This is a genomic window from Desulfurellaceae bacterium (genome assembly GCA_021296095.1).
Taxonomy (GTDB): Bacteria; Desulfobacterota; Binatia; order Bin18; family Bin18; genus JAAXHF01.
In genome coordinates, this window is record JAGWBB010000008.1 from 27066 (window position 1) to 52927 (window position 25862).

Consider the following 25862-nt stretch of genomic DNA (forward strand, 5'->3'; position numbering starts at 1 on the left):
CCGTAGGCAGCGTCGCTCAGCCCGCCGCTTCGCGCAGTGTGTCGGCAAAGCGGCGCATCTCGGCAAACAGCTGGGGAGCCTGGTCGGTGGTGGTCAGCATGGACAGTTCGTGCAGACCGAGGGCTGCATACGCCCGGGCAGCCGCCACTGACACGTCCGGCATGCTCAGGGTGGTGATCTCCAGCTGATTGAAATCCCGCCCGGCCGCTTCCACCATGTCCCGCAGCTTGTGTATTTTTTGCTCCAGCTCGGCCAGGGGCAGGGCCACCGGCTGCCAGCCGTCACCCCAGCTGACCACACGACGCAGGGCCGGCAGCGAATTGCCGCCCACCCAGATCGGAGGATGGGGCTGCTGGACGGGATACGGACCAAAGTTCACATCCCGGTCCAGCGTCACATACCTGCCCGAGATGCGCGGATGTTCGTCCGTCCACAGGGCTTTGATGACGCGGGCATACTCATCGCTCATCGCCGCCCGTTCGGCAAACGGCAGGCCCAGAAACCCAAACTCATCCTGCATCCAGCCGATGCCCACGCCGCAGATCAGGCGTCCGGCCGACAGCCGGTCGATGGTGGCAAACATCTTGGCCGTGACCGCGGGATGGCGGTAGGGCAGCAGAATGACGCTTGTGCCCAGACGCAGCCTTTGGGTCGCCGCAGCCAGGTAGGCCAGGGTCACAAAGCAGTCGGGCCAGTCGTGCTCCTGGTACACGGCCCAGGGCGGATTGTCTATCTTGAGGGGAAAAGGGGTCTGGATCTGACGGGCCGGAACAACGTGGTCGCCGATCAGGATGGTCGAAAAGCCCAGGTCTTCGGCCAGCTGGGCCATATCCCGCAAGACCGCCGGGTCGGTCACCGACGAGCCGCTGTTGACATGCACACCGTAGCGCATGAGGTCCTCCTTTCTCACGCCTCAGCAGCGTATTCGGCAGAGTATGCGGCCAAGCCGGCCGTGTCCAGGCTTGATCGCTTGACACGGCGCCGAGCGGCTGCCATGTTCGCGCCAGCGCTGAACCATTCGGCTCGACACACAAAGGAGTTGCCATGCCCCTGCCCGCCAGCAGCAGCTTCCCCCTCGCCCCCGATCTGTCCATATGTCGCCTCCTCAACGGGATGTGGCAGGTCTCCGGGGCGCACGGCAGCATCGACCCCAAGGCCGCCATCGCAAACATGTTCGACTACCATACGGCAGGCTTTCACACCTGGGATCTGGCCGACCACTACGGTCCAGCCGAGGATTTCATCGGCGAGTTTCGGCGTCAGCTTATCGCCGACCAGGGCGAGGCTGCATGGTCAGGCGTCCAAGCCTTTACCAAATGGGTGCCGCGGCCCGGCCGCATGACACGCCAGATTGTCGAGGCCAATATCACCCGCTCGCTCCGCCGTATGGATGTCGCCAGCCTGGACCTGCTCCAGTTTCACTGGTGGGAGTATTTCGATGAGCGCTATCTGGACGCGCTCAGGCATCTGGCTGACCTGCGTGACGAGGGAAAAATTCGCCATCTGGCGCTGACCAATTTTGACACAGCGCATCTCAAAACGATTACCGAGGCCGGTATCCGGGTGGTTTCCAACCAGGTTCAGTTCTCGCTGATCGACCGACGCCCGGAAGTCGAGATGATCCCCTTCTGCCAGGAACACGACATCAGCCTGCTGACCTATGGCACGGTGTGCGGTGGCCTGCTGTCCGAGAAATACCTCGACCACCCCGAGCCGAGCCGCAGGATTCTCAACACGGCCAGCTTGCAGAAATACAAGGACATGATTGACGCCTGGGGCGGCTGGGACCTGTTTCAGGAACTGCTCACCATCCTCAAAGCCATCGCCGAGAAACACGCGGTGAGCATTGCCAATGTCGCCACCCGCTATATTCTCGACCGGCCGGCTGTCGCCGGGGTCATCCTGGGCGTGCGACTGGGGGTCTCAGACCACCGCCAGGACAACGCCCGGGTGTTCGATGTCGGTCTGGACGCGGCTGATATCGGCCAGATTGAAGCCGTGCTGGCAAAGTCGCGCGATCTGTTTCGGCTGATTGGAGACTGCGGGGATGAATACCGGAACTGAGGACGTGCTTCGGCTCAGCCTCAGGCCGCTGCGGAGATACCTGTCCATTCGTTCACTACGGCAAATGTCAATCCGACAGGTCTTTAAGTCGTTTGTAATTTCTCAGTGACCCAACGATTGACAAGGGTTTCAGGAGAAATTCCACGCGTGCGGGCTTCGGCTTCGAGTCGAGCATACAGCTCAGGGTCGAGAGTGATCCGACGCCGACGCTGGGCACGGAGTTCAAAGGAGACCTCAGGCGTTTCTTCGGCGTAGTCGGCGAGGCTGTGAGAATCCCAAAACGCTCCAATCTCTTCCAGAGTACTGGCCTGAGAGATGGTCGTCCGTCCCTCTTGATCACTTTCGCTCATGACGTCTCCGCTCCTTTCTGTCCATATCGCGGGCACTCAGGATCAAGGCCATGTTATTCTCTTTATGGATAAAAAAGACAATGACGTAGCGTCCCGCATCGGTCTGTCCTGTTGCCGCATAGACATTCTCTCCTGGGCGATGTCCCCGCTCAACAAACCAGTACCCAGGTTGGTTAAAGAATACCTCTTCTACTTCATCCTGATTCAGGTGGTGCTTCCTCGCAAGCTTACTGATGATATCAGGAAGCCAAATGAAGCCGTCGATCCTCATGACGACAACATCTCTGGAAAGAGAGCACCCTTCGAGGTTTTATATCTCTGACCCTCAATCGGCTTTGCCTAGACCGTCGCCAGGGGCACGGCCACTCCGGGTACGTCTACCCGGGTGTGAAAAATCGTGCCCTTGCGGTTCGGGTCTTCGGTATTGTCGGCGGTCACGATGTACAGGTCGCGCCGGTCCTGGCCGCCGAAACACAGGCTGGTGACCGCCTTGGCCGGCACCTCAACAGTATGATCGATCGTTCCGTCGGGCGCAAAACAGGTGGCGCAGCCCCCGCCATACACGGCCACCCACACCCGGCCGGACTCGTCAACCGCCAGGCCGTCGGGCACCTCGTCGAGGGTGGCAAACACACGCCGATTGGTCGCCGTTCCGTCCGGGCTGATGTCATGCACGACGACCTGCTTGACCGCACTGTCGGCGTGATAGAGCAGCCTGCCGTCTGGAGACGCGCCGATGCCGTTCGTAATGCCGATGTTCCCGTACACCTCGATCGCCTGCCCCTCGGCTTCGATCCGCCACAGCTCGCCCGGCACCTGGCTGGTCAGCTTGAACGGGTCGGACCGTAAGGCTCCGGCGTAGACCCGGCCGGCGCCGTCGGTGAAGATATCGTTGAAGCCGGGAATATCATCGCGCTGAAACAGGATGCGACTGGTTCCGTCCTTGACGTGGCAGATGTTCTTGCCGGAGACGACCACTCCGCCGTCGGCGTGCAGCGCAATCCCCCCCACGCCCCGCCGTTTCGGCACAACCGTGCCGATCTCGCCACCCGGCGAGCGGCGGTACACCCCACCGTTTGTGACATCGCTAAAAAACAGATTTCCGTCCGCGTCCACCCGGGGTCCTTCGATCAGGCCATAGCCTGAGGCAATTGTTTCCAGCATGGGTTCCTCCCTTTTGGTCAGCCCGAAATTGGTCAGCCTGGACAAGGGCGGCTGCGCCCTTGTCCAGCTTATAGCCTGCGAAATTCCGGTTGCCAAACCCCGGCGGAGTGGACTATAAGGCAGGGAGATCAACCCAAACCGTACGCTGCGGCGTGCAAAGGAGGTAGTGCTGATGAGTGCAGAAGAGAACAAAAAACTGGTGCTGGGTTTCTTTGAAGACATGTCGGCCGGCAACGCCGAAGCGTTTCTGGGCGCCATGGCCGATAATGCGACCTGGTGGATCGCCGGGGAGCCCAAGAACTTTCCGCTGGCCGGCACAAAGACAAAGGCCGAGTTCACCCAGGTGATCCAGGGCATGGGCGACGCCATGCCCAACGGCCTGAAGATCACGGCCAAGGGCGTGACCGCCGAGGGCAACCGGGTCGCGGTCGAAGCCGAATCCTACGGCGAACACGCCAACGGCAAGATCTACAACAACTTCTACCACTTCCTGATCGAGTGCGAGAGCGGCAAGATCACCGCCGTCCGCGAGTACCTCGACACCATGCACGCCAACGACGTGCTGGCCGGCTAAGAGACTCATCAGACTTGGCCCCGGGTCCGGGGCCGCACAGTGGGGGCACGGGAGACCGTGCCCTTTTTTGTCAGACCGGCCAGAACATCCTTCTGGCCTGGGCCTTGAGTTCGGGCTGAAAATCCGGGTGGGCAATCTCGATAAGCGCCTCGGCCCGCTGACGCTGGGTCTTGCCCTGGAGATTCACAATGCCGAACTCGGTCACCACATAGTCTGCATACTGGCGCGGGGTGGTGAGCGTGCTGCCCGGCTCAAGCATGGGCACGATCCGGGACAGCTGGCCCCTTTTGGCCGTGGAGGGCAGGACCATGATGGAGCGCCCGCCGTGTGAGTACATCGCGCCCATCATGAACGTCATCTGCCCGCCAATGCCCGAGTACATCTGGGGGCCGAGCGACTCGGCCGCAGCCTGACCCGTCAGGTCAATGGCCAGGGTGCTGTTGACCGCCACCTGATGATTTTGGGCGGCGATATTCAGCAGCGAGTTGGTGTACAGCACGCTGTACAGCTCAAAGGCCGGGTTATTGTCCACGAACTCCAGGTCGGCCCCGCCCACGACCATGGCGGCGACAGCCTTGCCCTGGTGGCTGGTTTTGTATTTGCCGGTGGCTATGCCGCGTTTCACCAGTTCAACGTGACTGGCGGTCATGATCTCACTGTGGATGCCGAGATCGTTACGGTCCATCAGAAACAGGCCGATCGCCTCGGAAATAGCCCCGATACCCATCTGGACCGTATCGCCGTCACGAATCAGACCGGCGGCAAACTCACCGATCACTTCGAGCGTACCCCGTTCTTCGACCGGCGGCGGAGCCGTGCCGACCGGAAAGGGCGCCGTTTCCTCGACCAGATAGTCGATTTCCGAGACGTGAATCCAGTTATCGCCGTGGGTCCGGATAAAGGTCGGATCGACCTCGGCGACAAAGCATGTGGCCGCCCTGGCCGCGTCTTTGTTGTACCACAGGGCGTTGCCAAAGCTGCAATAGCCCCGCTCGTCGGGCGGCGAGACCACGCCGTAGAAGATATCGGCCTGCCAGGTGTTGGTGCGTCCATCCTCCACCTGCTTGGCGTACTGCGGATAGTCCAGAGGCAGAAAGTCCACATAGTGTTGCTGCATGCCCTGGCGGCAGCCCGCGCCCACATAATCGACGATCAGGTGGAAGGACTGCTCGTAGCCCGGCTCGTTCCAGATCGGGTGGTTGTACAGCGGAAAGCACTGGATCAGCGTCACATCCTCGAGCTGGCCGTTGCGCTTGGCCAGGGCGTCCAGAATGGGAATCGGCGGTTTGCCGATGTGGAGACGGACAAGCTGGCCGGAGATGGTCAGCTGGGCCGCAGCTTGGGCAGAAATGAGTTTGTCTTTATAGGTGTGTTGCCAGGGTTCCATACGTCTTCTCCAACTAGTCTGGCCTCGCTCCTCTTAGCTGAGCAAGGCTTGAAATGTCTCCGCTGTCCAGTCCGCGTCTCGAAGGATGCTTCTCAGAACCTTGGGGTGAACAATCTTGCCGGCGTGGTAAGGAACTGTCACCCTTTTGCCTCGATCATTTCTGTAGATCTTATGACTCCCACTCTGACGGGCAAGAAAGAATCCACCCCTCTCCAAGGCTCTGATTATCTCAGCCGCAGTCACCCGCGGGAGCTTATCGCTCATACCGCAATTTCTAGCGCGGTCAGACTCACTGATTCGGTTTGAGGAATATCTTCCCCGGCGGCCAACCGGTCTTCGATATGGAGACGAATAGCGTCCTCCATATTTTCCAGAGCTTGTTCGTACGTTTCTCCCTGCGTGTAACAGCCTTGGAGCTCAGGACACAGCGCAAAGTAACCGTCCTGATCTCTTTCAACGACTACACAAAATCGATAGGTATCCATGCCGTGTTCCCCGCCCGCCGGTAGCCGGCCTCAGTCAGCGAGCCCACCTCACAATACTAGCCCACCAGGCTATGGCCGCCATCGACAAACAGGGTGGTGCCGGTCATGAAGGTGTTGGCATCCGACGCCAGAAAGATCACTGAAGGTTTGATTTCCGGGGGGTTGCCGACCCGCTGCATCGGAATCCTGGCGATAATGCCCTTGCCGCCCTTGGTCGCCCAGAAACCGGCGTTCATCGGCGTCTCAAAATAGCCCGGGCACAGGGCGTTGACCCGGATGTTGTCCCGGGCCCACTCCAGGGCCAGGGTGCGCGTGAAATGGACCAGGGCGGCCTTGGTCGCCCCGTAGGCCGCCATATAGCGGGCCACAATCTGCGAGAACAGCGAGGAGACGTTGATGATTGTGCCTTTTTTGCGCTTGGCCATTTCCGCACCGACGTGTTTGGCACAGAACACCGGTCCCTTGAGGTTCAGGTTCATGTAGCTGTCCCACTCCTCCTCGGCCAGATCCCGAATCGGCGTCGTGCCGCCCATGCCGGCGTTGTTGATCAGGATATCGATCCGGCCATACTCGGCCATGACCTGCCCGACCATACGCTCGATATCGGCCTCGCTGGTCACATCGGCCGCCACGCCAATCACCCGGCGGCCGCTGGCCTGGCGAATCTCGGCTGCAACCCTGTCCAGATCGGCCTGGGTGCGGCTGATCAGGGCCAGGTCGGCGCCGACCTCGGCCAGCCCATAGGCCATCTGCTCGCCCAGGCCCTTGCTCCCGCCGGTGATCAGCGCCACCTTACCCGTCAGGTCAAAATAGGGAATGGTCATACGGATTTCCTCAGCACCCCAGCTGGCGGGCAATCACCATCCGCTGCACCTCGCTGGTGCCCTCGCCAATGGTCAGGATCTTTGAGTCGAGGTAAAAGCGTGACACCGGGAAGTCCCGCGTATAGCCGTAACCGCCGTGAATCTGGACCGCTTCCTCAGCCGCCTTGACCGCAATCTCGGACGAAGCCAGCTTGGCCATGGCAGCCTCTTTGGCGTACGGGCGGCCCTGGTCGCGCAGCCCGGCGGCGCGGTAGACCATGAGCCGGGCCATATCGACCTGGGTGGCCATGTCCGCCAGCTTGAACTGAATCGCCTGGTGCGAGGCCAGCGGCTTGCCAAAGGTCTTACGCTCCTGGGCGTACCGGAGCGACATGTTCAGACACGCCTCGGCCAGCGACAGGCCGAGCGTGGCGACCGAGATCCGGCCGCACTCCAGGGTCTTGAGAAAGGCCCGGAAGCCGGAGCCGTCCTGGCCCAGCAGATTCTCGCGCGGCACCCGCACGTTCTCAAATACCTGCTCGCGGGTATCGACCGTATGCCAGCCGATCTTCTTATAAGGCTGGCCGACCGTATAGCCGGGCGTGTCTTTGGGAATGATGATGGCCCGGTAGGCCCGCTTGCCGTTGCCGCCCGCGCTGTCCGCAGTCAGCGCCACCAGCCCATAGCTGAGCGGTGTGCCGGCGTTGGAGATAAAACACTTTGTGCCGTTGACGACCCACGAGTCGCCCTCCAGGCGCGAGATCGTCTGGATGTTGGCCGCGTCCGAGCCGGCCTGCGGCTCGGTCAGGCCAAACGCGCCCAGGCGTTCCCCGCGCGCCAGCGGGGTGAGCCACTTATGCTTCTGCTCCTCGGTGCCGAAGTGCAGAAAAGGCAGCGAGCCGATCGTCAGATGGGCTTGCAGGGTGGTGGCAATCGACTGATCAACCTTGCCCAGCTCTTCGAGAGCCGCCACCATGGCCATGGTACCGGCGCCGGTGCCCCCGTACTCCTCGGGGATGAGCAGGCCCATCAGCTGTAGGTCGGCCAGCTTGTGAAAGATCTCGGTCGGAAAATACTCGGCATCAAACCACTCGTCGGCGTAGGGTGCGATCTCCTTGCGGGCAAAATCGCGACACAAGTCTTTGAGCATCTGCTGTTCGGCGCTCAGTTCAAAATCCATACCATCTCACCTCTGTTCGGCGGTCGTATCCACCCGGCATCTTTCCTCCGGCCCTGCCTAAAGTCAAGAAGAAGGCCCCGCCCGCTGGCGCGGCGTTCTTGTATCTTGCGGGTGGGGCTGATAGCTGACTGCTGGAACAAAGGAGGACAGCATGACACGCCCCATTCAATTTGGTCTGTTTCAGCCCCAGGTCGGCCTCCCCTTCCCGGCCATCAGCGAGCGCGCCCTGGCCTGCGAGGAAGCCGGCTTTCACTCCATCTGGGTGACCGATCACATGTGGGTCGGCGGTCTTCCGCAGATCGATTTTTTGGAGGGCTGGACGCTCATGTCGGCGCTGGCCGCCGCTACCAACACGATTCGGATCGGCAGTCTGGTAATGTGTAACTCGTTTCGCAACCCCGCCTTTCTGGCCAAGATGGCTGCCTCGCTCGACAACATCAGCCAGGGCCGGCTCGAACTCGGGCTGGGCGCGGGCTGGATGAAGGCCGAGTATCTGGGCTACGGCTACGAGTTTCCGTCCGGCGGCACGCGGGCCAATCAGCTGAAAGAGGGGGTCGAGATCATCAAGAAGATGTTCACCGAGGACAAAGCCTCCTACCAGGGCGAGCACTATACGATCAGCAATGCCTACAACAACCCGAAACCGGTCCAGCAGCCCTATCCGCCCATCACCATTGGCGCGGCCGCCGAGCGCAAGATGCTCAAAACCGTGGCCCAGCACGCCGACCGTTGGAACTGCCCGGCTGCGGTCGCCCACCGCCTGGAAAAGAAGTGGGGCGTCATCACCGAACACTGCAACACGGTCGGACGCGACCCCCAAGAGATCGAGATCTCCGAACAGGTGGTGGTGGTGCTGGGTAAGGATGAACCGGCCTTTGAGGCCAAATGGCCCATCGCCAAAAAGACCCTGGGACGCCTGGCCGACCTCGACAAGACGGCCCTGCGCGGCACGCCGGCCCAGGTCATCGAGGGCATCAAAGAGAAAAATGCCAAGGGTGTCAGCCTGTTCACGATGGTCTTCAGCGATATGGCCCAGGACGATTTTCTGGATACCCTGGAGCTGTTTGCCAGCGAGGTGATGCCCGCGTTTCGGTAGTCAGTAGATAATGATCCTTCTGTGTCCAAATCCGAGGGGCGGGTCCGAACGCGGTCTGACCTGGGCGTGGCTCTTGATACCGCCAATCAGGTGCCAGCCGATGCCGACCAGCTTGCCGTCGTTGAAGATGTAGGGCGTGAACTCGTCGTCAGTCGTAATGCCGTCCCGCTGGTGGCTGGTTCGCATATAGAATATCTCTACATGCACGCCGTCTTTGAGGTAGCGGTCGGGCTTTTTCCGCGCGTTGCGGGGCAGGGATGCCTGGGTTGGTTCGAGAATGGACAGGACCTGGTCTTTGGCGTCACCGAGAGCGATCTGGTGCTCGACCGCATCATACTGCGCGGTCGCCCGGTCAATACTGGACGCCGTGCAGGCGCCCAGCATCGCCACGATACCGAACAGACCACACGCCTTGCTCAGCAGCGTCCCGCGCACGTCGCCCGCTTGCCCTCTTCCCGTCGGTCGGTTCACCTGAGCGCGGACAGCTGTCGAGCCCATGTCGCCCTCCCCTTTACGTCATGTTCTGCATGATGGCTTTGGAAAATGACGTAATCGTCTGCTGGGGGTCGGCCACCGGCTGAATCGCCACCTGCTTGATCCCGGCCTTTTGCATCGCCCGGATTGACGCAATCACCTCGTCGCGGGTCCCGGTCAGGGTCGTCGCCCGGATCATCTTCTCGGTGATCAGCGGGATGTGCTCTTTTTTGAGGCCGCGCAGATAGTCACGGTAGAGGGTGAGGTGGCGGGTCTCGACCGACCCCTCGGGTGCGCGGTAGGCGTACTTGAAGGCCATCAGGTCATCCCGCAAATCGTCGGGCAGGACGGCGGGGTCCGGGCAGGAAAAGGCGTACAGATTGCTCGACGAGGCCACAAACGGGCCGACCGCTGTGCGGACTGCGGCGGTTTCCAGCTTTTCTCCGGGCTTGGTCAGATGGAACGCGGTCATGCACACCGTATAGAGCCGCCTGGGGTTGCGTCCCGCCCGCTCGGCACCGCGTTTGACGTGGTCGAGCACAAAGCGAATCAGGCTGGGGCTGACCGCGCCGAACAGGATCACGCCGTCGGCAATCTCGCCCGCCGTCTCCAGGCTCTTGGGTCCGCTGCCGGCCACATAGACGGGCACCTTTCTGCGGAGGTTGATCGCCCCGCTCTTGGGATTCAGAAACGTAATCATCCGCCGCCGCTCACCCTCGTGATACGGCACAGTCTTGCCGGCCAGCAGGCCCTGACACACCTCGATGTATGCGCGCATGTCGGCCACCCGAGCGGCCGGCATACCCAGAGTCCGCCGGGCTGTATTGCCGGTGCCGATGCCGAGGATAACGCGGCCCGGCGCCAGGGCGTTGATCGAGGCAATCGAGGACGCCGTCAGCGGCGCGATCCGCGAGGCCGGGTTGGTCACGCCGGGGCCGAGTTTGATCGACTTGGTCTTGTCCGCGCACAGGGCCAGCGCCGCGTACACATCGCTGGTCAACATCTGGGAGTCGTACAGCCAGGCGTGCGAAAACCCGCGCCGCTCGGCCCGCACCACATCCTTGTAGGCCTCGACCGAACCAAAACCGACAAAGCCAAAATCCATTGCGTGCCTCCTCCTCACTCCGCCGACAGCAGGCCGGCGAACGCCCGCATGCTGGTCTGGTGCTCAAGCCCTTGGACCGCGTCTTCGACTCGCTCGGCCTGGGCCGTCCCCCACACGCTACCGACCAGGCCGTGGTACTTGTCGATGAGTTCCTGCCACGACAGTGGGTTGTCCGGGTCACCCTTGGGAAAGCGCACCTGGGTGCTGACCTCACGACCATCGCCGAGCCGTATCCGCGCCCAGGCCGGCCATTCACGGGGAAAGTGTTCTTCCAGGGTCGGGTCGGGGGTATAGGCCACCCTGGACATGAGGGCTTGCACCTCGGCGTCGTGCAGCACCGCCGGGGAAAACTCCTCCAGCCCGGCCCTCCGCCGGCTGATCGCCACCGCCACGCCAAAGGGCAGGCTGAACTGCGCCTCGACCACGTTGGTCGGGTGGTAGGTCCGTTCGGTCGGCTCGCAGATCACGGGAATGCCCGTTTCCAGCATACCGATGGTGACGCTGCGGACAGCGTCGGGTCGCAGCTGGTGGCGCTGGACGAGGTCCAGCACCGCATCAATCGGGGCCTGGGTGTAGCGGCAACAGGCGTGGGGTTTGACTGCGGTGTGCAAAATCTGGAAGTCGCTGCCCAGGCCGACGCTCAGCCGGCTGGGGTCGGGATCGTCAGAGTAGGCTTTGAGAAAGCCGTCCCGCCCCTCAAGAATCGTAGCCGGTCCGACAAAGCCGGCCTTGGCCAGCAGCGCGGCGTGGATGCCGCTGAAGGCTGCCCAACCCGGATGCAGCCGTTTGGTCCAGGCACCCTCGGCCAGAAACTCCATCGAGCCGGCGGCCTGGCTGCCGGCAATGCCGATGGCGGACAGCAGCTGGTCGGGGCTCAGGCCCAGCAGCCGGCCGGCGCTGACCGCCGCCCCGAACGTGCCGCAGGTTGCGGTCGGATGAAAGCCGCGGGCGTAGTGGGCCTGGGGTCTGAGCGCCATGGCCAGACGCGCCGCCGCCTCAAAGCCGGCCACCCCAGCGCTGAGAAAGGCCGGTCCACTCGCCCCGAGCTGCTCGGCCACGGCCAGGGCTGCGGAAAACACACTCACCCCCAGATGAATCGAGCCGGCCTGGTGGGTATCGTCCAGCTCCAGGCTGTGGGCGGCCGTGCCGTTGGCCAGGGCCGCGTAGGGTACGGCAGTCTTTTCAGGCCGGCCCAGGAGTGTCCCGCCGCCCGGAGTTTCCGATCCGGCGGCCAGCCGATACACCGGCTGGCTCGACTCGGACAGCGAGCCGCGTACCGCCACCCCCAGATAGTCGAGGAAAAAATACTTGGCCCGATCCAGCACGTCCGGGGGCAGTTGGTCGAAATCCAGGCCGTGGCAGAAGGCCGCCAGTTGGCGGGTCAGGGGAGTATCCATAGCCAGCCTCACAGTCTGTCAGTCCCGTCGGGACACTTTTGACATTTGCCCTTTGCCGTTTGCCTTTGCCCGTCCGTCCCTCACAGCTTCGGAATCACCTGCTCACCAAAGGTCTGGATGGCCCGGAGCGTTGCCTCGTGCGACGGGCCGCCGGGCTGACGAAAGCGGAGGATCAGGTAATCGGGCCGGATCTCTTCTTTCCAGTGCAGCAGCTGCTCCAGACAGTCGTCCGGTCCGCCGACAATCAACCGGTCTTTGGCCGTCTGGCCGAAGCTCAGATCTTCCGGTTTTTTGACATCTTTCAGATACGCGTCGGGCACATAGGCGCCGTACTGAAAGTAAAAACGGTGGGTGTACATGGTCGGCTCACTGGCCGCCTCGGCCGCCTCCATACTGTCGGCGACAACCGCGTCGCGCATCAGGCAGATATGCGGCGTGCGACCAGCCTTTTCCGCTGCGGCACGGTAGCGGGTGGCGTAATCCTTAATCACCGGCAGCGACTGAACCGGGTCGGCGATCCAGCCATCGGCCATCCGGCCCGCCCGGCGCAGGCCGACCGGCGTCCACGACGCCATCCAGATCGGCGGTCCGGGCTGCTGGGCCGGGGACGGCGTGATCAAGGTGTCGGTGTACTGAAAGTGCCGGCCCTGGTAGGAAAAGCGCTCACCCGTCCAGGCACGACGAATGACATCCATGGCCTCTTCGGTCCGGGTCGCCCGCTCGGTGATGGGTACGCCAAAGGCATCGAAATCGTGCGGCTGATAGCCGACGCCGATACTCAGCACCAGCCGTCCCCGGGTTGCGGTATCGATCACCGCGCAGTCCTCGGCCACATGAACGGGATGGTGGAGCGGCATCAGCAGCACGCAGGTGCCGACTTTGAGGCGCTGGGTTTTCATGCCGATCAAGCCGGCCAGCAGCAGCGGGTTGGGCAGATAGCCGTCCTCCTGCTGGTGGTGTTCGGTAATGAAACAGCCGTCCCAGCCACTGGCTTCGGCCGCCTGGGCTTCGGCGAGGAGTTCATCAATCACCCGGGTCATATTCTGCCCGGACGGGGGGTCCTGGGTGCACGGTAGATAGCCGACAGGAAGCATGGCCGTTCTCCTTGTGGGTGTTGGCGCTCGGGGCTTCCTCAACAAAGCAAAAAGCCCACAGCTTGTCCATTGCCGGGCGCGTGTCTCAGCATAGCCCCGGGCTTGAGAATCCGCTAGGATTGCCCACCCAACGCCGTGAGCAAACAGCCCGCAGCGTGTTTGGGTCTAGGGACGCACGGATGAAACTGTACGCAATCAGCGACCTGCACCTCGGCTACAGAGCCAACCGCCAGGCACTGGAGCAGCTGCCCGCCCATCCCCAGGACTGGCTGATCCTGGGCGGCGATGTGGGCGAGACGGTCGAGCATCTGAGCTTCGCCTTTCGGCTGCTGAGCCCCCGCTTTCGCCAGCTCGTGTGGGTGCCCGGCAACCACGAGCTATGGACAACACCGACCGACGGCTCCCCGGTGCGCGGCCAGGCAAAATATGACCAGCTCGTCTCCGTGTGCCGCTCGCATGGGGTGCTGACCCCCGAAGACCCGTATCCGGTCTGGACCGGCCAGGGCGGGCCGTGTGTCCTGGCCCCGCTGTTTTTGCTGTACGATTACAGCTTCCGGCCGGCCCATGTTCCAGCCGATCAGGCGGTGGCCTGGGCCCAGGAATCGGGCGTGCTGTGCGCCGATGAAAGGCGGCTGTCGCCCGCCCCCTACCCCTCCATCCCGGCCTGGTGTCAGGCGCGCTACCGGCTGACCGAAGAGCGTCTGTCACGCGTGTCAGACGAGTATCCGCTGGTGCTGGTGAATCATTTTCCGTTCCGTCAGGATCTGATCCGCCTGGCCCGGATTCCGCGCTTTGCGATCTGGTGCGGAACCGCACACACCGAGGACTGGCACCAACGCTTCCGGGTCCTGGCCATGGTGTCCGGCCACCTGCATATGCGGGCGACCGACTGGCGCGACGGGGTACGCTTTGAGGAGGTCTCGCTCGGCTATCCCCACCACTGGAAACAGGACAAAGGCATCGGACACTATCTGCGCCAGATTCTACCCGGCCCGTCCGCCCCGGTCGGCGGCCGGGCCGGACCGGAGTGGCACCGCTGAGGACGGCTTGTCCGCCTGGGCGAAATGGTCTACGCACTGCCCACTACTGGGCGTAAGCCGACCAGCGCTTCCAAGTGGGACGGCTGGCGCAGGCCGAAGCCGTCGTTGCAACGGTCGGCGACGCCGTAGGCGAAAATGTCGCCACCAGAGCCGACTTGGCGGAAGTCAGGACCGAGATCGCGGAAGTCAAGGCCGAGGTCGTTCAGGTCAGGGCTGAATTGCAGAGTGACATCGCCCAAGTCAGGGCGGAACTCGAGGGCGACATCGCCGAGGGCAAGGCCGACCTTTTCGCCTTAGAAGCCCGACTCTACCGTCACCTGCGGGCAATGGCCGCCGGCATTGTCGGCCTGACCGTCAGTCTCACCGTCGCCTTAGTCAAGCTGACCTCCTGAGCGGCCCGTCAGACTGCGTGCTCCTGTGACAGTCGGTTCAGGCTCAGCACCTCGGCAACCGTCAAGGTTTCGACGCCGGCAAGCTGCTGATCGTGCAGGCTGACCAGACGGGGTGCAAAATCCGGGTGGAGTTTACAAAATGCAAACACGCCGCTGAGCCCCTTGAGATCGGTGGGCGCGGTTTTCACCTCTACTGCATAGCGCTGATTGAGGGGACCGATCACCACAAAATCAACCTCGTGGTGTCGGTGCCGCCAGTAGAAGGTTTCCCAACCGGCTTCGATAAACCGCGCGCCAACGGCATTCTCAAAATACCGGCCAAAACGTTCGGCAGTGAGCGGGGCGATGATTGGGCGTTCAAAAGCCCGCAGCAAGGCATTGTCGTGCGCGATCAATTTGGGGCTGCTCTTCCGGCTGCGGAACAGCGAAGCGCTGTATTTTTCCACGCCGGTCACCAGAAAGGCGTGGGCCAAGAGACGCAGATACTGTTGGAGGGTTGGCAGGCTGCCCCGCTCTTGCAGATGTCCCTGGAGTTTGGCCAAGCTCAGCACCTGGGCCGGCAAGGCAACAGTCGCGCCAAAGACCTGGCGTAGCAAAGCCGGCGACCCAACGGGGTGCAACTGCAACAGGTCCCTACCCAAAGCCGGTTCCACAATCGCGTCCCTCACATAGGCTCCCCAGCGTGGAATATCGGCCAACAGTGGAGCGGCACCCGGATAACAGCCGAATTCGATAAACTCTGCGACCGACTGGCCAAAGACATGCCGGGCTTCCTGATAATTCCAGTGCTCGGCGCGTATCAGCTCAAAACGCCCGGCCAGGGTTTCGGTCAAGCCTTTTTCAACAAGCAGCGCCGAAGAGCCAGCCACAATAACTTTGATGCCCGTTCCCCGGTCCCAGGCCGCTTTGAGCGCCGGAGCCCAGTTGGTAATTTTCTGGACTTCATCAACGGCTAAAATCCGCGCTGGGGCGCGCTCGGCCTCAGCCCACCATTCCGCTATGACCTCGGCCGGCAGCGGGGTCGGATAATCCGCGGAATGATAGACCCCGCGCTGACCGAGCGCCGCCCGGAGGGCCGTCGTCTTTCCAACCTGACGTGGCCCGACAAGGACTTGGATATACGGCTGTTTTTCGGCCAGACGGTCTTGAATAATTTTGACAAGAAGACGATTTCTTTCAGCCATTTTGGGAGCTTAGCCCACTAATGACAATTTATAAAGTCTATTTTACGGATAATGGTCAGCTGTCCAGTCCCCACTTGAGGGTGCTGGCCGACTTTGCCCCTGCTTGTCGGTGTTTGAACAGCGCAATGGCGGCGTTCGATGGCACACAACCGCCACGCGCAAAGACTGGCACTGGGGCAGGCAAAGTTATCATCTTGCCTATCCTCCGAGATCATTTGACATGAGGTTGACCTCTTCCAGCCCGCGCCTCGGTGGAGAGGTCCTTCGTCAGATATTCTACCTCAGCTAACTCGCAGGCCACACGAATCCGGTATTCATACGGTCCGATCTGGCCGTCTGTGTCATAGATCACCACGGCGTTGTTCTTTGCCCGTGACATGCGCAAAGAACAACGCCTGCTGCACGCTGTCAAGGCTCGACCGCTTGTCAAGCCCGCCCTCATACACTCGCTCCTCCGTCTCACAATCTACGACCACATAGGCAGAGCCCGTTGGGTAGTCGTAGACGTGACGAACCTCCCGCTGTCCGCCGACCTGGGTGCAAAACGCATCATTCGCGTCTCTTTCGTTCGGGAACCCGGCCGCGAGCATCAGCACGAAAAACGGAGCAAGCAGCATGAAACCGAGGCATGGTAATCTGCTTCATCGACAGGCGTACAGGGAGGAATTATCGACCTGCATTATGGCCCGCACGCCCTTGGATGCTCGGTACAAATGGTCAGGAGCCAGAACCGGAGAGCCAGCGCGTTAAACGCATCCGCACCGGCATCGACAAAGTACAGCAGCTCTCTGTCACAGACAGAGAGGAAGAGGCTCAGGGGCTGATCGGCCTCCCAGCACGTGACGCCTTGTGGTGTGACGCCTGTCACATGCCGCCGGACCTGCTGCAACCAGTCGTGCGTGGGCGGATTGTCCATACCGCACCCCCGACCTCCTGCGCCACTCTCGAACACACTGAACACGATGACTTCCTGCCGTTTGAGCTGCATGAGTTCCTTGAACAAGACGATCGTCTTGGCCCGATACTGTCTGACCTGTTCGTTCTGCTGGGCCAGCGTGAGGGTGCGGCTCCCGTCAATCGGGGTTGGCGTACTAGCTTGGCCGACCTCGGTCTGAGAGGCAGATGGATTGGCTGGGGGCACGTCTCTCTGAAGGGCTAGCGGAGCATCTTCCTCCAGCCAAATGACTGACGTGCCACCCGTGATAAATCCTGCAAGAAGAAGGAAAAAGAGACCTCGACTGATCGTCTGGGGCATCGAGCGGACTTTCCTTTTTCCACCCGATAGATACAATCAGTCTGTCCAGTACTGCTCCAATCGTATCATCGAGCGGTGTCTGGGTCCTGCGTCGAACTTGCACTTCGGCGCAGGACACGTTGGGACATCAGCGCTGCTTCCCGGATATCCCTCCCTCCTCTGAGAACACGGAATGCCGGGCCGTGTCAACTGCACAACAGTACCAGCAACTCCAAGCCATGGTCGCCCGGGTCCAGGCCGTACAGTGGCCGGCTGACCTACGCCATGCACCACTCCCAGCTCATCGCCGGCGGGCTTCTACGGCCCAAACCCCACCCATCTGCAGGACGATTTGGAACTCGACATCGTAGGCATCAGTGCCTATGCCTATTTCCCACTCACGGATGCTGTGCCCACGACGGTCCTCAGCGTCGCCGCCCTCCAAGCGAGTTACGAGCAGATCTTTCAGGACTATCTCCTGCCGCTGGCCGCCCGCAATCCGGATCGGCCCCTTGTGTTTCTCGAATATGGCGCGATGGAGGCGGTTGCAGCGCCCTATGATCAGAGTGTTTCGTTCCTCCAACCCTATGTCTTTTCTGACGCGAACGGGAACGGGAAAGACGACGGATGGGAAACCCAGGCCAATATGTACCAGGCCCTGCTCAACACCATGGCGCAGCACCCAGGCGTCTTAAATGGCGTCTTCTTCTGGGGGAATTGGCTAGAGCCTTTTACGTTAGGCTGTAGCCAAACCGTTCCGCTCTCGTCATGCCGGACGTGATCCGGCATCCAGCGGCGGGGGGCTCGGAGGCTGGATGCCTGCTTGCGCAGGAATGACAGGCAGCTACACAGGATCGTAATTTGCTCTAGCCAGCGATGCGATGTGGGACCAATATGGCTGGAAAGATGATCTTCGCTCTTACGGTATCCGGGGCAAGTTGGCCGAGGAGGTCGTGCGGTCGGCTTATGAGTCCTACAAGCAGCAGTAGCGGTCTTGATGTGAAATTCGCGCTAATCGGCGTTCGGGCTGGCTAAGGCGTCCAGGATGAAGGCGTACTCGAAGGCGATTTCTTTCAGCAGGTCGTAGCGGCCCGAAGCGCCGCCGTGGCCGGCCCCCATGTTGGTCTTCAGCACCAGACGCGTGTCGTCGGTTTTGGTCGCCCGCAGCTTGGCCGTCCATTTGGCCGGCTCCCAGTACTGGACCCGGGGATCGTTCAGCCCGGCCGTGATCAGCAGGTGCGGGTATGGCTGGGCTGCCACATTGTCGTACGGCGAATACGACAGCATGTAGTCGTAGTAGGCCTTGAGCCGGGGGTTGCCCCACTCCTCATACTCACCGACCGTGAGCGGAATGGATTCGTCCAGCATGGTCGTGACGACATCGACAAACGGCACCTGAGCCACCGCCACCGCCGCCAGACGCGGGGCCATGTTGATAACCGCCCCGATCAGCAGACCGCCGGCACTGCCGCCCATGATGGCCAGCCGCCGGCTGGAGGTATAGTTTTCGGCGATCAGGGTCTGGCCGCAGGCGATGAAGTCGGTGAAGGTGTGTTTCTTGTGCAACATCTTGCCCTGCTCATACCACTCGCGGCCCATCTCTTCGCCGCCCCGAATGTGGGCCAGGGCATACACAAAGCCCCGGTCGAGCAGGCTCAGCCGATTGCTGGAAAACCAGGGGTCGAGGCTGGAGCCGTAGGAACCGTAGCCGTACAGCAGGCAGGGGTGGGAGCCGTCACGACGAAAGCCGGTTTTGTAGACCAGGGAGATCGGGATACGGGTGCCGTCCTGAGCCGTGGTAAACACCCGCTCGGAGCGGTAGGCGGCGGGGTCGAAATCGCCCAACACCGGCTTTTGCTTGCGCAGGGTCCGGATGCCCTGGGCCATATCGTAATCGAACACCGAGTCGGGCGTGGTCAGCGACATATAGGTAAAGCGCAGCGTGTGGGTGTCAAACTCCGGGTTCTCGGCCTGGGCGTAGGTATAGACCGGCTCAGGAAAAGACACCGGCCGGTCCTGGCCGCTGGCAAAATGGTGGACGCGCAGACTGCGCAGCCCGTTCTCACGCTCGTACAAGACCAGATAGTCGGCAAAGACATCCATGTCGTCGAGCTTGACCGCTGTCCGGTGGGGCACGACTTCGCGCCAGTTTCTCCTGGCCGGATCCTTGGCCGGGGCGGTCACCAGCCGGCCGTTCTTGGCTGCGGCGTTGGTCAGGATATACAGCAGCCCATCCCGGTGTTCGACGTGGTAGCGCAGGCCGGTCTGGCGCGGCTGAATGAGTCGAAAGCGCCTATCAGGCGCGTCCGCAGACAGCAGCCAGACCTCGCTGGTCTCGATGCTGTCGATTGACAGCACGAGGTAGGCCCGATCCTTGGTTTTATACAGGTGGACCCGGTACAGCTCATCGGCCTCGTGGTACAGCTCGCTATCCTCGGCCGGGTCGCTGCCCAGCCGGTGGCGGTACACCTTGTGGGGGCGCTTGGCCGTGTCCTGGGTGGTGTACAACAAAGTCCGGTTATCGTTGGCCCACTCGACCGCATAGCTGGTGTTGGGAATCCGATCCGCCAACAGCGCACCGCTGCTCAGGTCCTTGACGTACACCGTATAGTCTTCCGAGCCGGTGGTATCGAGCGAGTAGGCCAGCAGGCGGTGGTCGGGGCTTATCTCGTACACCCCCAGCCGCAGGTAGTCGTGGCCCTCGGCCTCGGCGTTCAGGTCGAGCAGGATCGCCTCCTCAGCCTTTGGGCGGTCAGACTTGCGGCAATATATCGGATACTGCCGGCCCTCTTCGGTCCGCGAGTAGTACAGGAAGGCGCCCAGTTTTACCGGCACGGCCAGATCGGTCTCCTGGATGCGGCCCAGCAGCTCGGTGTAGAGGCTGTCTTGCAGCTCGGTCGTATGCGCCATGACCGCCTCGGTATAGGCGTTTTCGGCTTCCAGATAGCTGATGACCGCAGGATTGCCCTTTTCCCGCAGCCAGTAGTAGGGGTCGATCCGGGTATGGCCATGAACGGTCAGTTTGTGATGAATCGGGGTTGCCTTCGGCGGGCTGGGGGCGGGCATGCGGGCTCCTGTTAGGACGAGGACGCAGAAGAGGCAGATGATACTGGGGATGGGCTGGGCGTCGGCTCCTCGTCTTGCTCCTCGTCTTGCTCCTCCTCGGTCCGCCCCGACCCGCCTTCGTGGCGGACCATGTAGATGCCGCTGGCGATGATCAGCGCGCCGCCGGCCAACACGCCGCTGCTCGGCACGTCGCCCCACAGCCAGTAACCCAGGGCCATAGCCCAGACCAGACCGGTGTATTCAAACGGCGCGATGAGCGAAACTTCGCCGTAGCGAAACGCCTGGGCCAGCAGCCAGTGGGCGGCAACCCCGATGAGGCCGGTGAGCAGAAAGAGCGGCACGTGGCCGAGAGCGATGGGCGTCCAGCCGGCGGCGGCAAACGGCAGGGTCGCAACCGCACTGATGGCCATGTAGTAGAACAGAATCCGGGTGCTCGGCTCGTGCTGGCTGAGACGCCGGGCGACCAGGCTGGTCACCGCCCAGACCACCGCGGCCAACAGGGCAATGAGGGCGGCAAAACTGAAGCCCAGGCTGGCCGGCGACAGCACGATCAGCACGCCCACAAACCCGCCGATCACGGCCACCCAGCGCGAGCGGGAAACCCGCTCGCCCAGAAAGATGCGACCGAACAGGGTCATGAACAGGGGCGCGCCAAACACCAGGGTGTAGGCGTTGGCCAACGAGATGGAACGCAGGGCGACGATGAACAGCAGCCACGACACCAACATCAGCACCGAGCGAACCGTGTGGGCGAACAGGTAGGAGGTCGCCAGCCCCCGGCGCCCCTGCTCCCACACCACCAGCACTAGCGCCGGCCCCACGCCCAGCAGCGCCCGCAGAAACACAATCTGGACGGCCGGATAGTGCGGCACCAGCCACTTTGCCGCCGCGTCGCTGACCGACAGCAGGGCGATAGTCGCCAGCATGTAGCAGACAGCCTTGAAGGGCGCGTTGATCATCGTCGGGGCTTATCCATTCTCGTGCTGTTTGCGCTGGCGGTATTTTTCGACCATATACGAGCCGGCGGCCACCCCGCCACCGTCAACCACCAGGACCGTGCCGGTAATGAAGCTTGAGTCGGGCGAGGCCAGAAACAGGGCCGCGTGGGCAATTTCTTCAACCTGACCGAGACGGGCGATGGGCATGTGCTGGGCGCGCTCGCGCAGGGCGTGCGGCGGCCAGGTTTTCAGCAGCTCGGTTTCAATCGGGCCGGGTGCGATGGCGTTGACGGTGATGCCGTAGTCGGCCAGGTCGAGCGCGGCCGAGCGGGTCAGGCCGATGATGCCGGCCTTGGCCGCGCCGTAGGGCGCCAGGTTGATGGGTCCCATCAGGCCGGCCACGGACGCGATATTGACAATCCGGCCGTACTCCTGCTTGGCCATTTCCCGGGCCGCAGTCTGGGCGCAGTAGAACGAACCGGACAGGTGGATATTGATATGGCGCTGCCAGTTTTCCTTGCTGACTTCCAGGAAACGCTGGCCTTTGCCGATGCCGGCATTGTTGACCAGAATGTCGATCTTGCCCAATGCCTCGACCGTGGCCTCAACGAGCGCCTGGACCTGGTCGTAGTCACTCACGTCGGTGTGGTGGACAGAGGCCCGACGCCCGAGCTGGCGGATGTCCTCGGCCGTGGCCTGGGCGGTTTCCATATTCAGGTCGGCTATGGCAATATCCGCCCCTTCGGCGGCAAAACGCAGGGCAATCGCCCGACCGATTCCCTGGCCCGCCCCGGTCACGAGGGCCGTCTGGTTCTGGAGCTGCATCGCTGACCTCCTCAACCAGGACGCCCTGTTCCTGCAAGTCGCGGATCTGCTCGTCCGAATAGCCGCCCAGCTCGCGCAACAGCTCGGCGTTATGCTGGCCCAGACGGGACGCCGGACCCGGAATGCGTGGCGGGGTCTTGGAGAACTTATGCGGCGACTTGAGCAGCAGCAGCTCGCCATAATCTGGGTTGGGCGTTTTTTCGATCATACGCGCGCTCAGGTGCGGGTTCTCGGCAAACTGACCGATCGACAGAATCGGCGCGACCGGCAGCCGCAGCTCGTCGGCCATGATGCGGATAGCCTCCTCGTCGCTCGGCAGCGACTGCAACCACTCCTCGATCATGACCCTGAGCGCGTCCGCGTTCTGAATGCGCCAGCGGTTGGTCTTGAACTCGGGCGAGGCCAGCAGCTCTTCGCGGCCCATGCGTGTGACCAGAGTCACCCAGTGGTCCTCAGTAATCAGACCAATTGCGATATAGCCGTCCTTTGACTTGAACGAGCCGTAGGGAAAGGCGCCGCTGCGCTGGTTACCGCCCCGCTGCGGGTCAACCTGCCCGTCGGTGATACTGTAGGCGGCCAGGGCCCAGTCGTGGGCGTTATAGGTGCAATCGACCAGCGCCAGATCAATATACTGTCCCTGGCCGGTGCGCTCACGGTGGAACAGCGCCGCGTTGATCGCGCCAAAGGCGTTCAGCGCGGCCATATGATCGCCGACCGCCGAGCCCGGATAGGCCGGATAGTCGTCCGGCTCGCCGATCATGTGCAGGAAGCCGCCGACCCCCAGGGCAACCAGATCGTTGCCGATCCGCCGCGAGTACGGCCCGGTCTGGCCGTAGGTCGAGACCGAGCACATGATGAGGGACGGGTTGATCGCCGACAGCTCGTCATAGCTGAGGCCATAGCTGGCCATGATGCCGGGCGTGAAGTTCTCGAACACTACATCCACATTTTTGACCAGCTGTTTGATCAGGGCTTGGCCCTGGGGCGTCTTCACATCCACCCCCAGGCTCTTTTTGCCCCGGTTATGCATGACGAAGTAGCTCGGCGTGGCGCCGTCCTTGCCGTCCTTGGGCACGATGCGGATATGGCGGCTGTGCTCGCCCCTGGGCGGCAGCTCGACCTTGATGACCTCGGCGCCCAGATCAACCATCAGCCGGGTAGCCTGCGGGCCGGCCAGCCACTGGGTAAAATCGAGCACCCGGATACCTTCGAGAATCTGTTGTTGACCTGCCATGCGTATTCCCCCACGGGTCAGAAGCTCTTTCAGAAACTCTTGCCGGCCATGAAACCGCCGTCAATCGGATAGGTGGCGCCGGTGATGAAATGCGCCTCGGCCGAGGCCAGAAAGAGAATCAGGTTGGCGATTTCCTCGGGCTGCGCCCAGCGTCCGGCCGGGTGGAGTCGGCGCAGCGAGGCGACCACATTCGGATCGTCAAAATAACCGGCCGTCATACCCGTCTCCACCACTCCGGGCGCAACCGCGTTGACCTGGATGTCGTGCTCGGCCAGTTCCATGGCCATCTCCTTGGTCAGCCCGACGACGGCGTGCTTGGAGGACACATAGGCGGCCCGGTTCGGCACCCCGACCAGACCGGCGACCGAGGCCAGGTTGACAATCTTGCCGCCCCGGCCCTGGGCAATCATGTGGCGGGCAACGGTCTGGCTGCACAAAAACGTGCCGCTCAGATTGGTGGCGATCACCCGCTGCCATTCGGCAAAATCCAGCTCCAGAAACGCCACGATTTCGCGCACGCCGGCGCTGTTGACCAGGATATCGAGTCCGCCCAGCTCGGCCACCGCGTGATCGACCGCAGCCGTGACCGAGTCGGGCCGGGTCACATCGAGCTGTACGGCGACCGCTTTTGCGCCCGTGTCGGCGAGGGTGTCCAGGCTGGCCCGAGCGGCTTCGAGATCAACGTCGGCCGCAGCCAGGGCCGCGCCTTCCTTGCCAAAGGCCAGGCAGGTCGCCCGGCCGATACCGCTGCCGGCTCCCGTCACCAGGACACGGGTGTCTGTAAAACGCATATGCGCCTCCTTATCTCCTGCTGACCACAGGCACAAGACCTTCAGGTCTGACTCGGAGCTTAACGGGTAGGTCACATTTTTCCACCCCTGAGATTCATTCCTCCAGAGACGCACAGACTTGTATGACGCTGTCATACACGCTACACTCGCGTCGACCCGTCTCACGAAAGGATGTCACATGCGAGTCAATGCGAGATTGGATGACGAACGGGCGGAGAAGCTGCGCCAACTCCAGTCGCTGACACGGCTCAGCGCAAGCGAGATCGTCAAGCGCGCCATCGACCTGTTGTACCGCCACCAGTCCGGGCGGTCCCGCGACAAGCTCGACGCCTTGTTGAGCAGCGACTTCGTGGGCTGCGCCAACGGTCCCGCAGACTTGGCGAGCCAATACAAGCGCTACCTCAGACGCGACCTGGAAGACAAGCATGGTCTTGGCTGACACCGGATATTGGCTTGCTTTGGCGAATAGCCGGGACCGCTGGCACGCAGCCGCGCTTGAGGCCAGTCGCGACCTCAACGAGGCCCTTGTCGTCACCTGGCCGGTGGTGACGGAAACCTGCCACCTCCTGCTCTCACGATTGGGAGTCCATGCGGAATTACGCTTCGTTGAGCAAGTCTCGAAAAACGTGGACATCCACGAGATCGGGCAGGGACATCTCGGTGTGATCCGTGAGTTGATGGAGCGCTACGCGAATCTGCCGATGGATCTGGCCGACGCCTCGCTTGTGGTGGCGGCGACCGAGCTCGGAGAAGGCCGTATTCTTTCCACGGACCAGCGCGATTTCAACACCTACCGCTGGAAGGACACGCAACCGTTTCACAACCTGCTGCGCCCCTTCGCCGCAGACGCCGAGTGAGCCCATCACAAGGTGAAGAAACACGGGCTAAGGAAGGGTCCGAACAAGACGGAACCCGAGGTGGTTGTTCCGAAAAGAGGTGGCGTCCTAGAAGCGGTTATCCGAGCGGACGTAGCTCGGCTTGTCTTGAGGAAAGCCAGAACTGTCTTTATGCATCCTGGTCTCTGCCTGAGGGGCCTGATTGGCTCGCAAAATCAATGGCCTGAATTGCATCTTGGGCGGCTCGGGCGATTTCAGGGTCGCTATCCTCGGTAAATGGGCGCAACTCGGACACTATTCTTGGGTCTCCAATGCTCCCGAGAACATTGATGACCATTGGAAGATACTGACCTTTGTGAAGTGCCTCCTCAAGGAGAGGCTCGGCCCGCTGCCCGGTTTGGACAAGAAAGATGCCGGCTATGGTACGAATGTTCTCGTCTTCAGAGTCCAAAGCATGGATTAGCGTACGCCCTGCCACATCCAGACCCGTAACATTCCACACCGCTTTAGACACGAACAACTGTGCTACTTTTGCGAGGTTCGTAACCAGCATCTTTTTTCACACTCGGCCTGGGTATTTCTTTATATCCTAACAGCCGAAAGGCAAGACAGGAAAGCTTCTCTCCTCCCCCACTCAGAGTAAAGCCGGTATATTACGCCTCTGCCAAACATTTGGATCGTGGGTTGCCGAATGATTGAACCAGACAGGGAGAACATGCTCCTGGATTTGGGGATGATTGTATTTCTGACCTCCTCGGCCAGCGAGGATTACGAGGTCGAGGCGCACCCGTATCGAGATGACTTTCCTCACACGATTGAAATCGGGCAAATAGTTGTCATGAACCGGACAACTCAGCAGGATGAGCTTCTCAATATCCAGACCACGCTGAGTTCCTAACATGGCGACGCTCCCTCCGTGGCTGTGCGCAAAAAGATGATCTAAACCGTTTATCCTACGTGTCGTGGCCCAGGCAGCGAGGCTCAACGCAGCGCGATCACGCGCCGTGTGGTTGTATAATCCCGACCAGGAAAAGACATCCTGGGCACCATAAAGATCCTTGCGTACGTTTTCTAGGGTCTGTCATCAGTTAGGAGACATCCTTGGGGATTCCTCCCCTGCTGAGCTATACTGCTCGCAGGAGCCAGAGT

Annotated in this window: 30 protein-coding genes; 9 read left to right on the forward strand and 21 right to left on the reverse strand. The window is 61.8% G+C overall.

Features of this window, described 5'->3' with window-relative positions:
* Positions 1-16: 16 nt before the first annotated feature.
* On the reverse strand, positions 17-892 hold the full coding sequence (locus J4F42_03470) for an LLM class F420-dependent oxidoreductase (GenBank protein ID MCE2484549.1): 876 nt from the start codon (positions 890-892) through the stop codon (positions 17-19).
* A 152-nt stretch (positions 893-1044) separates the two neighbouring features.
* Between J4F42_03470 and J4F42_03475 the strand changes: the two genes are divergently transcribed.
* Positions 1045-2064, forward strand: a complete 1020-nt coding sequence (locus tag J4F42_03475; protein MCE2484550.1) for an aldo/keto reductase — start codon at positions 1045-1047, stop codon at positions 2062-2064.
* 83 nt (positions 2065-2147) lie between these two features.
* On the opposite strand, the gene J4F42_03480 is transcribed toward J4F42_03475, so the two are convergent.
* The 3 genes from J4F42_03480 to J4F42_03490 form a co-directional block, all read right to left on the reverse strand.
* Entirely contained in the window at positions 2148-2414 is a 267-nt protein-coding gene (locus J4F42_03480) for a hypothetical protein (protein MCE2484551.1), read from the reverse strand.
* The gene (locus J4F42_03485) at positions 2401-2685 is read right to left on the reverse strand and encodes a BrnT family toxin (GenBank protein ID MCE2484552.1); all 285 of its coding nucleotides are present in this window, start codon (positions 2683-2685) and stop codon (positions 2401-2403) included. Before J4F42_03485 ends, J4F42_03480 begins: the two co-directional genes overlap by 14 nt.
* 68 nt (positions 2686-2753) lie before the next feature.
* The gene (locus tag J4F42_03490) at positions 2754-3578 is read right to left on the reverse strand and encodes an SMP-30/gluconolactonase/LRE family protein (protein MCE2484553.1); all 825 of its coding nucleotides are present in this window, start codon (positions 3576-3578) and stop codon (positions 2754-2756) included.
* A 172-nt stretch (positions 3579-3750) separates the two neighbouring features.
* Between J4F42_03490 and J4F42_03495 the strand changes: the two genes are divergently transcribed.
* A complete protein-coding gene (locus J4F42_03495) occupies positions 3751-4152 on the forward strand; it encodes a nuclear transport factor 2 family protein (protein ID MCE2484554.1) in 402 nt (133 codons plus the stop codon).
* A 70-nt stretch (positions 4153-4222) separates the two neighbouring features.
* On the opposite strand, the gene J4F42_03500 is transcribed toward J4F42_03495, so the two are convergent.
* Genes J4F42_03500 through J4F42_03520 form a run of 5 tightly spaced genes read right to left on the reverse strand, consistent with a single transcriptional unit; the run spans position 4223 to position 8007 of the window.
* Positions 4223-5539 carry an acetyl-CoA hydrolase/transferase family protein gene (locus tag J4F42_03500; GenBank protein ID MCE2484555.1) on the reverse strand — a complete coding sequence of 439 codons (1317 nt, stop codon included), beginning with the start codon at positions 5537-5539 and terminating at the stop codon, positions 4223-4225.
* A 33-nt stretch (positions 5540-5572) separates the two neighbouring features.
* Complete coding sequence (locus J4F42_03505) at positions 5573-5803, reverse strand: type II toxin-antitoxin system HicA family toxin (GenBank protein ID MCE2484556.1); 231 nt, start codon at positions 5801-5803, stop codon at positions 5573-5575.
* The gene (locus J4F42_03510) at positions 5800-6024 is read right to left on the reverse strand and encodes a type II toxin-antitoxin system HicB family antitoxin (GenBank protein ID MCE2484557.1); all 225 of its coding nucleotides are present in this window, start codon (positions 6022-6024) and stop codon (positions 5800-5802) included. The genes J4F42_03505 and J4F42_03510 overlap by 4 nt, the downstream gene beginning before the upstream one ends.
* A gap of 56 nt (positions 6025-6080) precedes the next feature.
* Positions 6081-6848, reverse strand: coding sequence for an SDR family oxidoreductase (locus tag J4F42_03515; GenBank protein ID MCE2484558.1), 768 nt, complete (start codon positions 6846-6848; stop codon positions 6081-6083).
* A 10-nt stretch (positions 6849-6858) separates the two neighbouring features.
* Positions 6859-8007: an acyl-CoA dehydrogenase family protein gene (locus J4F42_03520; GenBank protein ID MCE2484559.1), complete on the reverse strand. Its 1149-nt coding sequence runs from the start codon at positions 8005-8007 to the stop codon at positions 6859-6861.
* A 151-nt stretch (positions 8008-8158) separates the two neighbouring features.
* Here J4F42_03520 and J4F42_03525 point away from each other — a divergent pair, with 151 nt between their 5' ends.
* Complete coding sequence (locus J4F42_03525; protein ID MCE2484560.1) at positions 8159-9103, forward strand: LLM class flavin-dependent oxidoreductase; 945 nt, start codon at positions 8159-8161, stop codon at positions 9101-9103.
* On the opposite strand, the gene J4F42_03530 is transcribed toward J4F42_03525, so the two are convergent.
* The 4 genes from J4F42_03530 to J4F42_03545 form a co-directional block, all read right to left on the reverse strand.
* Positions 9104-9601, reverse strand: a complete 498-nt coding sequence (locus tag J4F42_03530; GenBank protein ID MCE2484561.1) for a DUF3192 domain-containing protein — start codon at positions 9599-9601, stop codon at positions 9104-9106.
* A gap of 13 nt (positions 9602-9614) precedes the next feature.
* Positions 9615-10682, reverse strand: coding sequence for an LLM class flavin-dependent oxidoreductase (locus tag J4F42_03535; protein ID MCE2484562.1), 1068 nt, complete (start codon positions 10680-10682; stop codon positions 9615-9617).
* A 14-nt stretch (positions 10683-10696) separates the two neighbouring features.
* On the reverse strand, positions 10697-12079 hold the full coding sequence (locus J4F42_03540; GenBank protein MCE2484563.1) for an MmgE/PrpD family protein: 1383 nt from the start codon (positions 12077-12079) through the stop codon (positions 10697-10699).
* 80 nt (positions 12080-12159) lie between these two features.
* Positions 12160-13173 (reverse strand): LLM class flavin-dependent oxidoreductase, encoded by a 1014-nt coding sequence (locus J4F42_03545; protein MCE2484564.1) that lies wholly within the window; start codon positions 13171-13173, stop codon positions 12160-12162.
* Between the two features lie 179 nt (positions 13174-13352).
* Here J4F42_03545 and J4F42_03550 point away from each other — a divergent pair, with 179 nt between their 5' ends.
* The gene (locus J4F42_03550) at positions 13353-14213 is read left to right on the forward strand and encodes a metallophosphoesterase (protein MCE2484565.1); all 861 of its coding nucleotides are present in this window, start codon (positions 13353-13355) and stop codon (positions 14211-14213) included.
* A 74-nt stretch (positions 14214-14287) separates the two neighbouring features.
* Positions 14288-14605, forward strand: coding sequence for a hypothetical protein (locus J4F42_03555; protein MCE2484566.1), 318 nt, complete (start codon positions 14288-14290; stop codon positions 14603-14605).
* 8 nt (positions 14606-14613) lie between these two features.
* Here the strand turns inward: J4F42_03555 and J4F42_03560 are convergent, their stop codons facing one another.
* Positions 14614-15789, reverse strand: a complete 1176-nt coding sequence (locus J4F42_03560) for an ATP-binding protein (GenBank protein MCE2484567.1) — start codon at positions 15787-15789, stop codon at positions 14614-14616.
* A 679-nt stretch (positions 15790-16468) separates the two neighbouring features.
* Positions 16469-16930 carry a hypothetical protein gene (locus J4F42_03565; protein ID MCE2484568.1) on the reverse strand — a complete coding sequence of 154 codons (462 nt, stop codon included), beginning with the start codon at positions 16928-16930 and terminating at the stop codon, positions 16469-16471.
* A gap of 445 nt (positions 16931-17375) precedes the next feature.
* Between J4F42_03565 and J4F42_03570 the strand changes: the two genes are divergently transcribed.
* Positions 17376-17804 (forward strand): hypothetical protein, encoded by a 429-nt coding sequence (locus J4F42_03570; protein MCE2484569.1) that lies wholly within the window; start codon positions 17376-17378, stop codon positions 17802-17804.
* 230 nt (positions 17805-18034) lie between these two features.
* Here the strand turns inward: J4F42_03570 and J4F42_03575 are convergent, their stop codons facing one another.
* The 5 genes from J4F42_03575 to J4F42_03595 are packed head-to-tail and all read right to left on the reverse strand — an operon-like array spanning position 18035 to position 23877.
* Positions 18035-20089 (reverse strand): S9 family peptidase, encoded by a 2055-nt coding sequence (locus J4F42_03575; protein MCE2484570.1) that lies wholly within the window; start codon positions 20087-20089, stop codon positions 18035-18037.
* Positions 20090-20100: 11 nt separating this feature from the next.
* Positions 20101-21048 (reverse strand): DMT family transporter, encoded by a 948-nt coding sequence (locus J4F42_03580; GenBank protein MCE2484571.1) that lies wholly within the window; start codon positions 21046-21048, stop codon positions 20101-20103.
* A gap of 9 nt (positions 21049-21057) precedes the next feature.
* On the reverse strand, positions 21058-21738 hold the full coding sequence (locus J4F42_03585; protein MCE2484572.1) for an SDR family oxidoreductase: 681 nt from the start codon (positions 21736-21738) through the stop codon (positions 21058-21060).
* Positions 21659-23086 (reverse strand): CoA transferase, encoded by a 1428-nt coding sequence (locus tag J4F42_03590; protein MCE2484573.1) that lies wholly within the window; start codon positions 23084-23086, stop codon positions 21659-21661. The genes J4F42_03585 and J4F42_03590 overlap by 80 nt, the downstream gene beginning before the upstream one ends.
* Positions 23087-23115: 29 nt before the next feature.
* The gene (locus J4F42_03595) at positions 23116-23877 is read right to left on the reverse strand and encodes an SDR family oxidoreductase (GenBank protein ID MCE2484574.1); all 762 of its coding nucleotides are present in this window, start codon (positions 23875-23877) and stop codon (positions 23116-23118) included.
* A gap of 178 nt (positions 23878-24055) precedes the next feature.
* On the opposite strand from J4F42_03595, the gene J4F42_03600 reads away from it, so the two are divergent.
* Complete coding sequence (locus J4F42_03600) at positions 24056-24316, forward strand: hypothetical protein (protein MCE2484575.1); 261 nt, start codon at positions 24056-24058, stop codon at positions 24314-24316.
* Complete coding sequence (locus tag J4F42_03605; GenBank protein MCE2484576.1) at positions 24303-24734, forward strand: PIN domain-containing protein; 432 nt, start codon at positions 24303-24305, stop codon at positions 24732-24734. The genes J4F42_03600 and J4F42_03605 overlap by 14 nt, the downstream gene beginning before the upstream one ends.
* Before the next feature lie 148 nt (positions 24735-24882).
* Here the strand turns inward: J4F42_03605 and J4F42_03610 are convergent, their stop codons facing one another.
* Positions 24883-25266: a hypothetical protein gene (locus J4F42_03610; protein ID MCE2484577.1), complete on the reverse strand. Its 384-nt coding sequence runs from the start codon at positions 25264-25266 to the stop codon at positions 24883-24885.
* A gap of 180 nt (positions 25267-25446) precedes the next feature.
* Here J4F42_03610 and J4F42_03615 point away from each other — a divergent pair, with 180 nt between their 5' ends.
* Positions 25447-25611 (forward strand): hypothetical protein, encoded by a 165-nt coding sequence (locus J4F42_03615; GenBank protein MCE2484578.1) that lies wholly within the window; start codon positions 25447-25449, stop codon positions 25609-25611.
* The last annotated feature ends 251 nt before the right edge of the window (positions 25612-25862 follow it).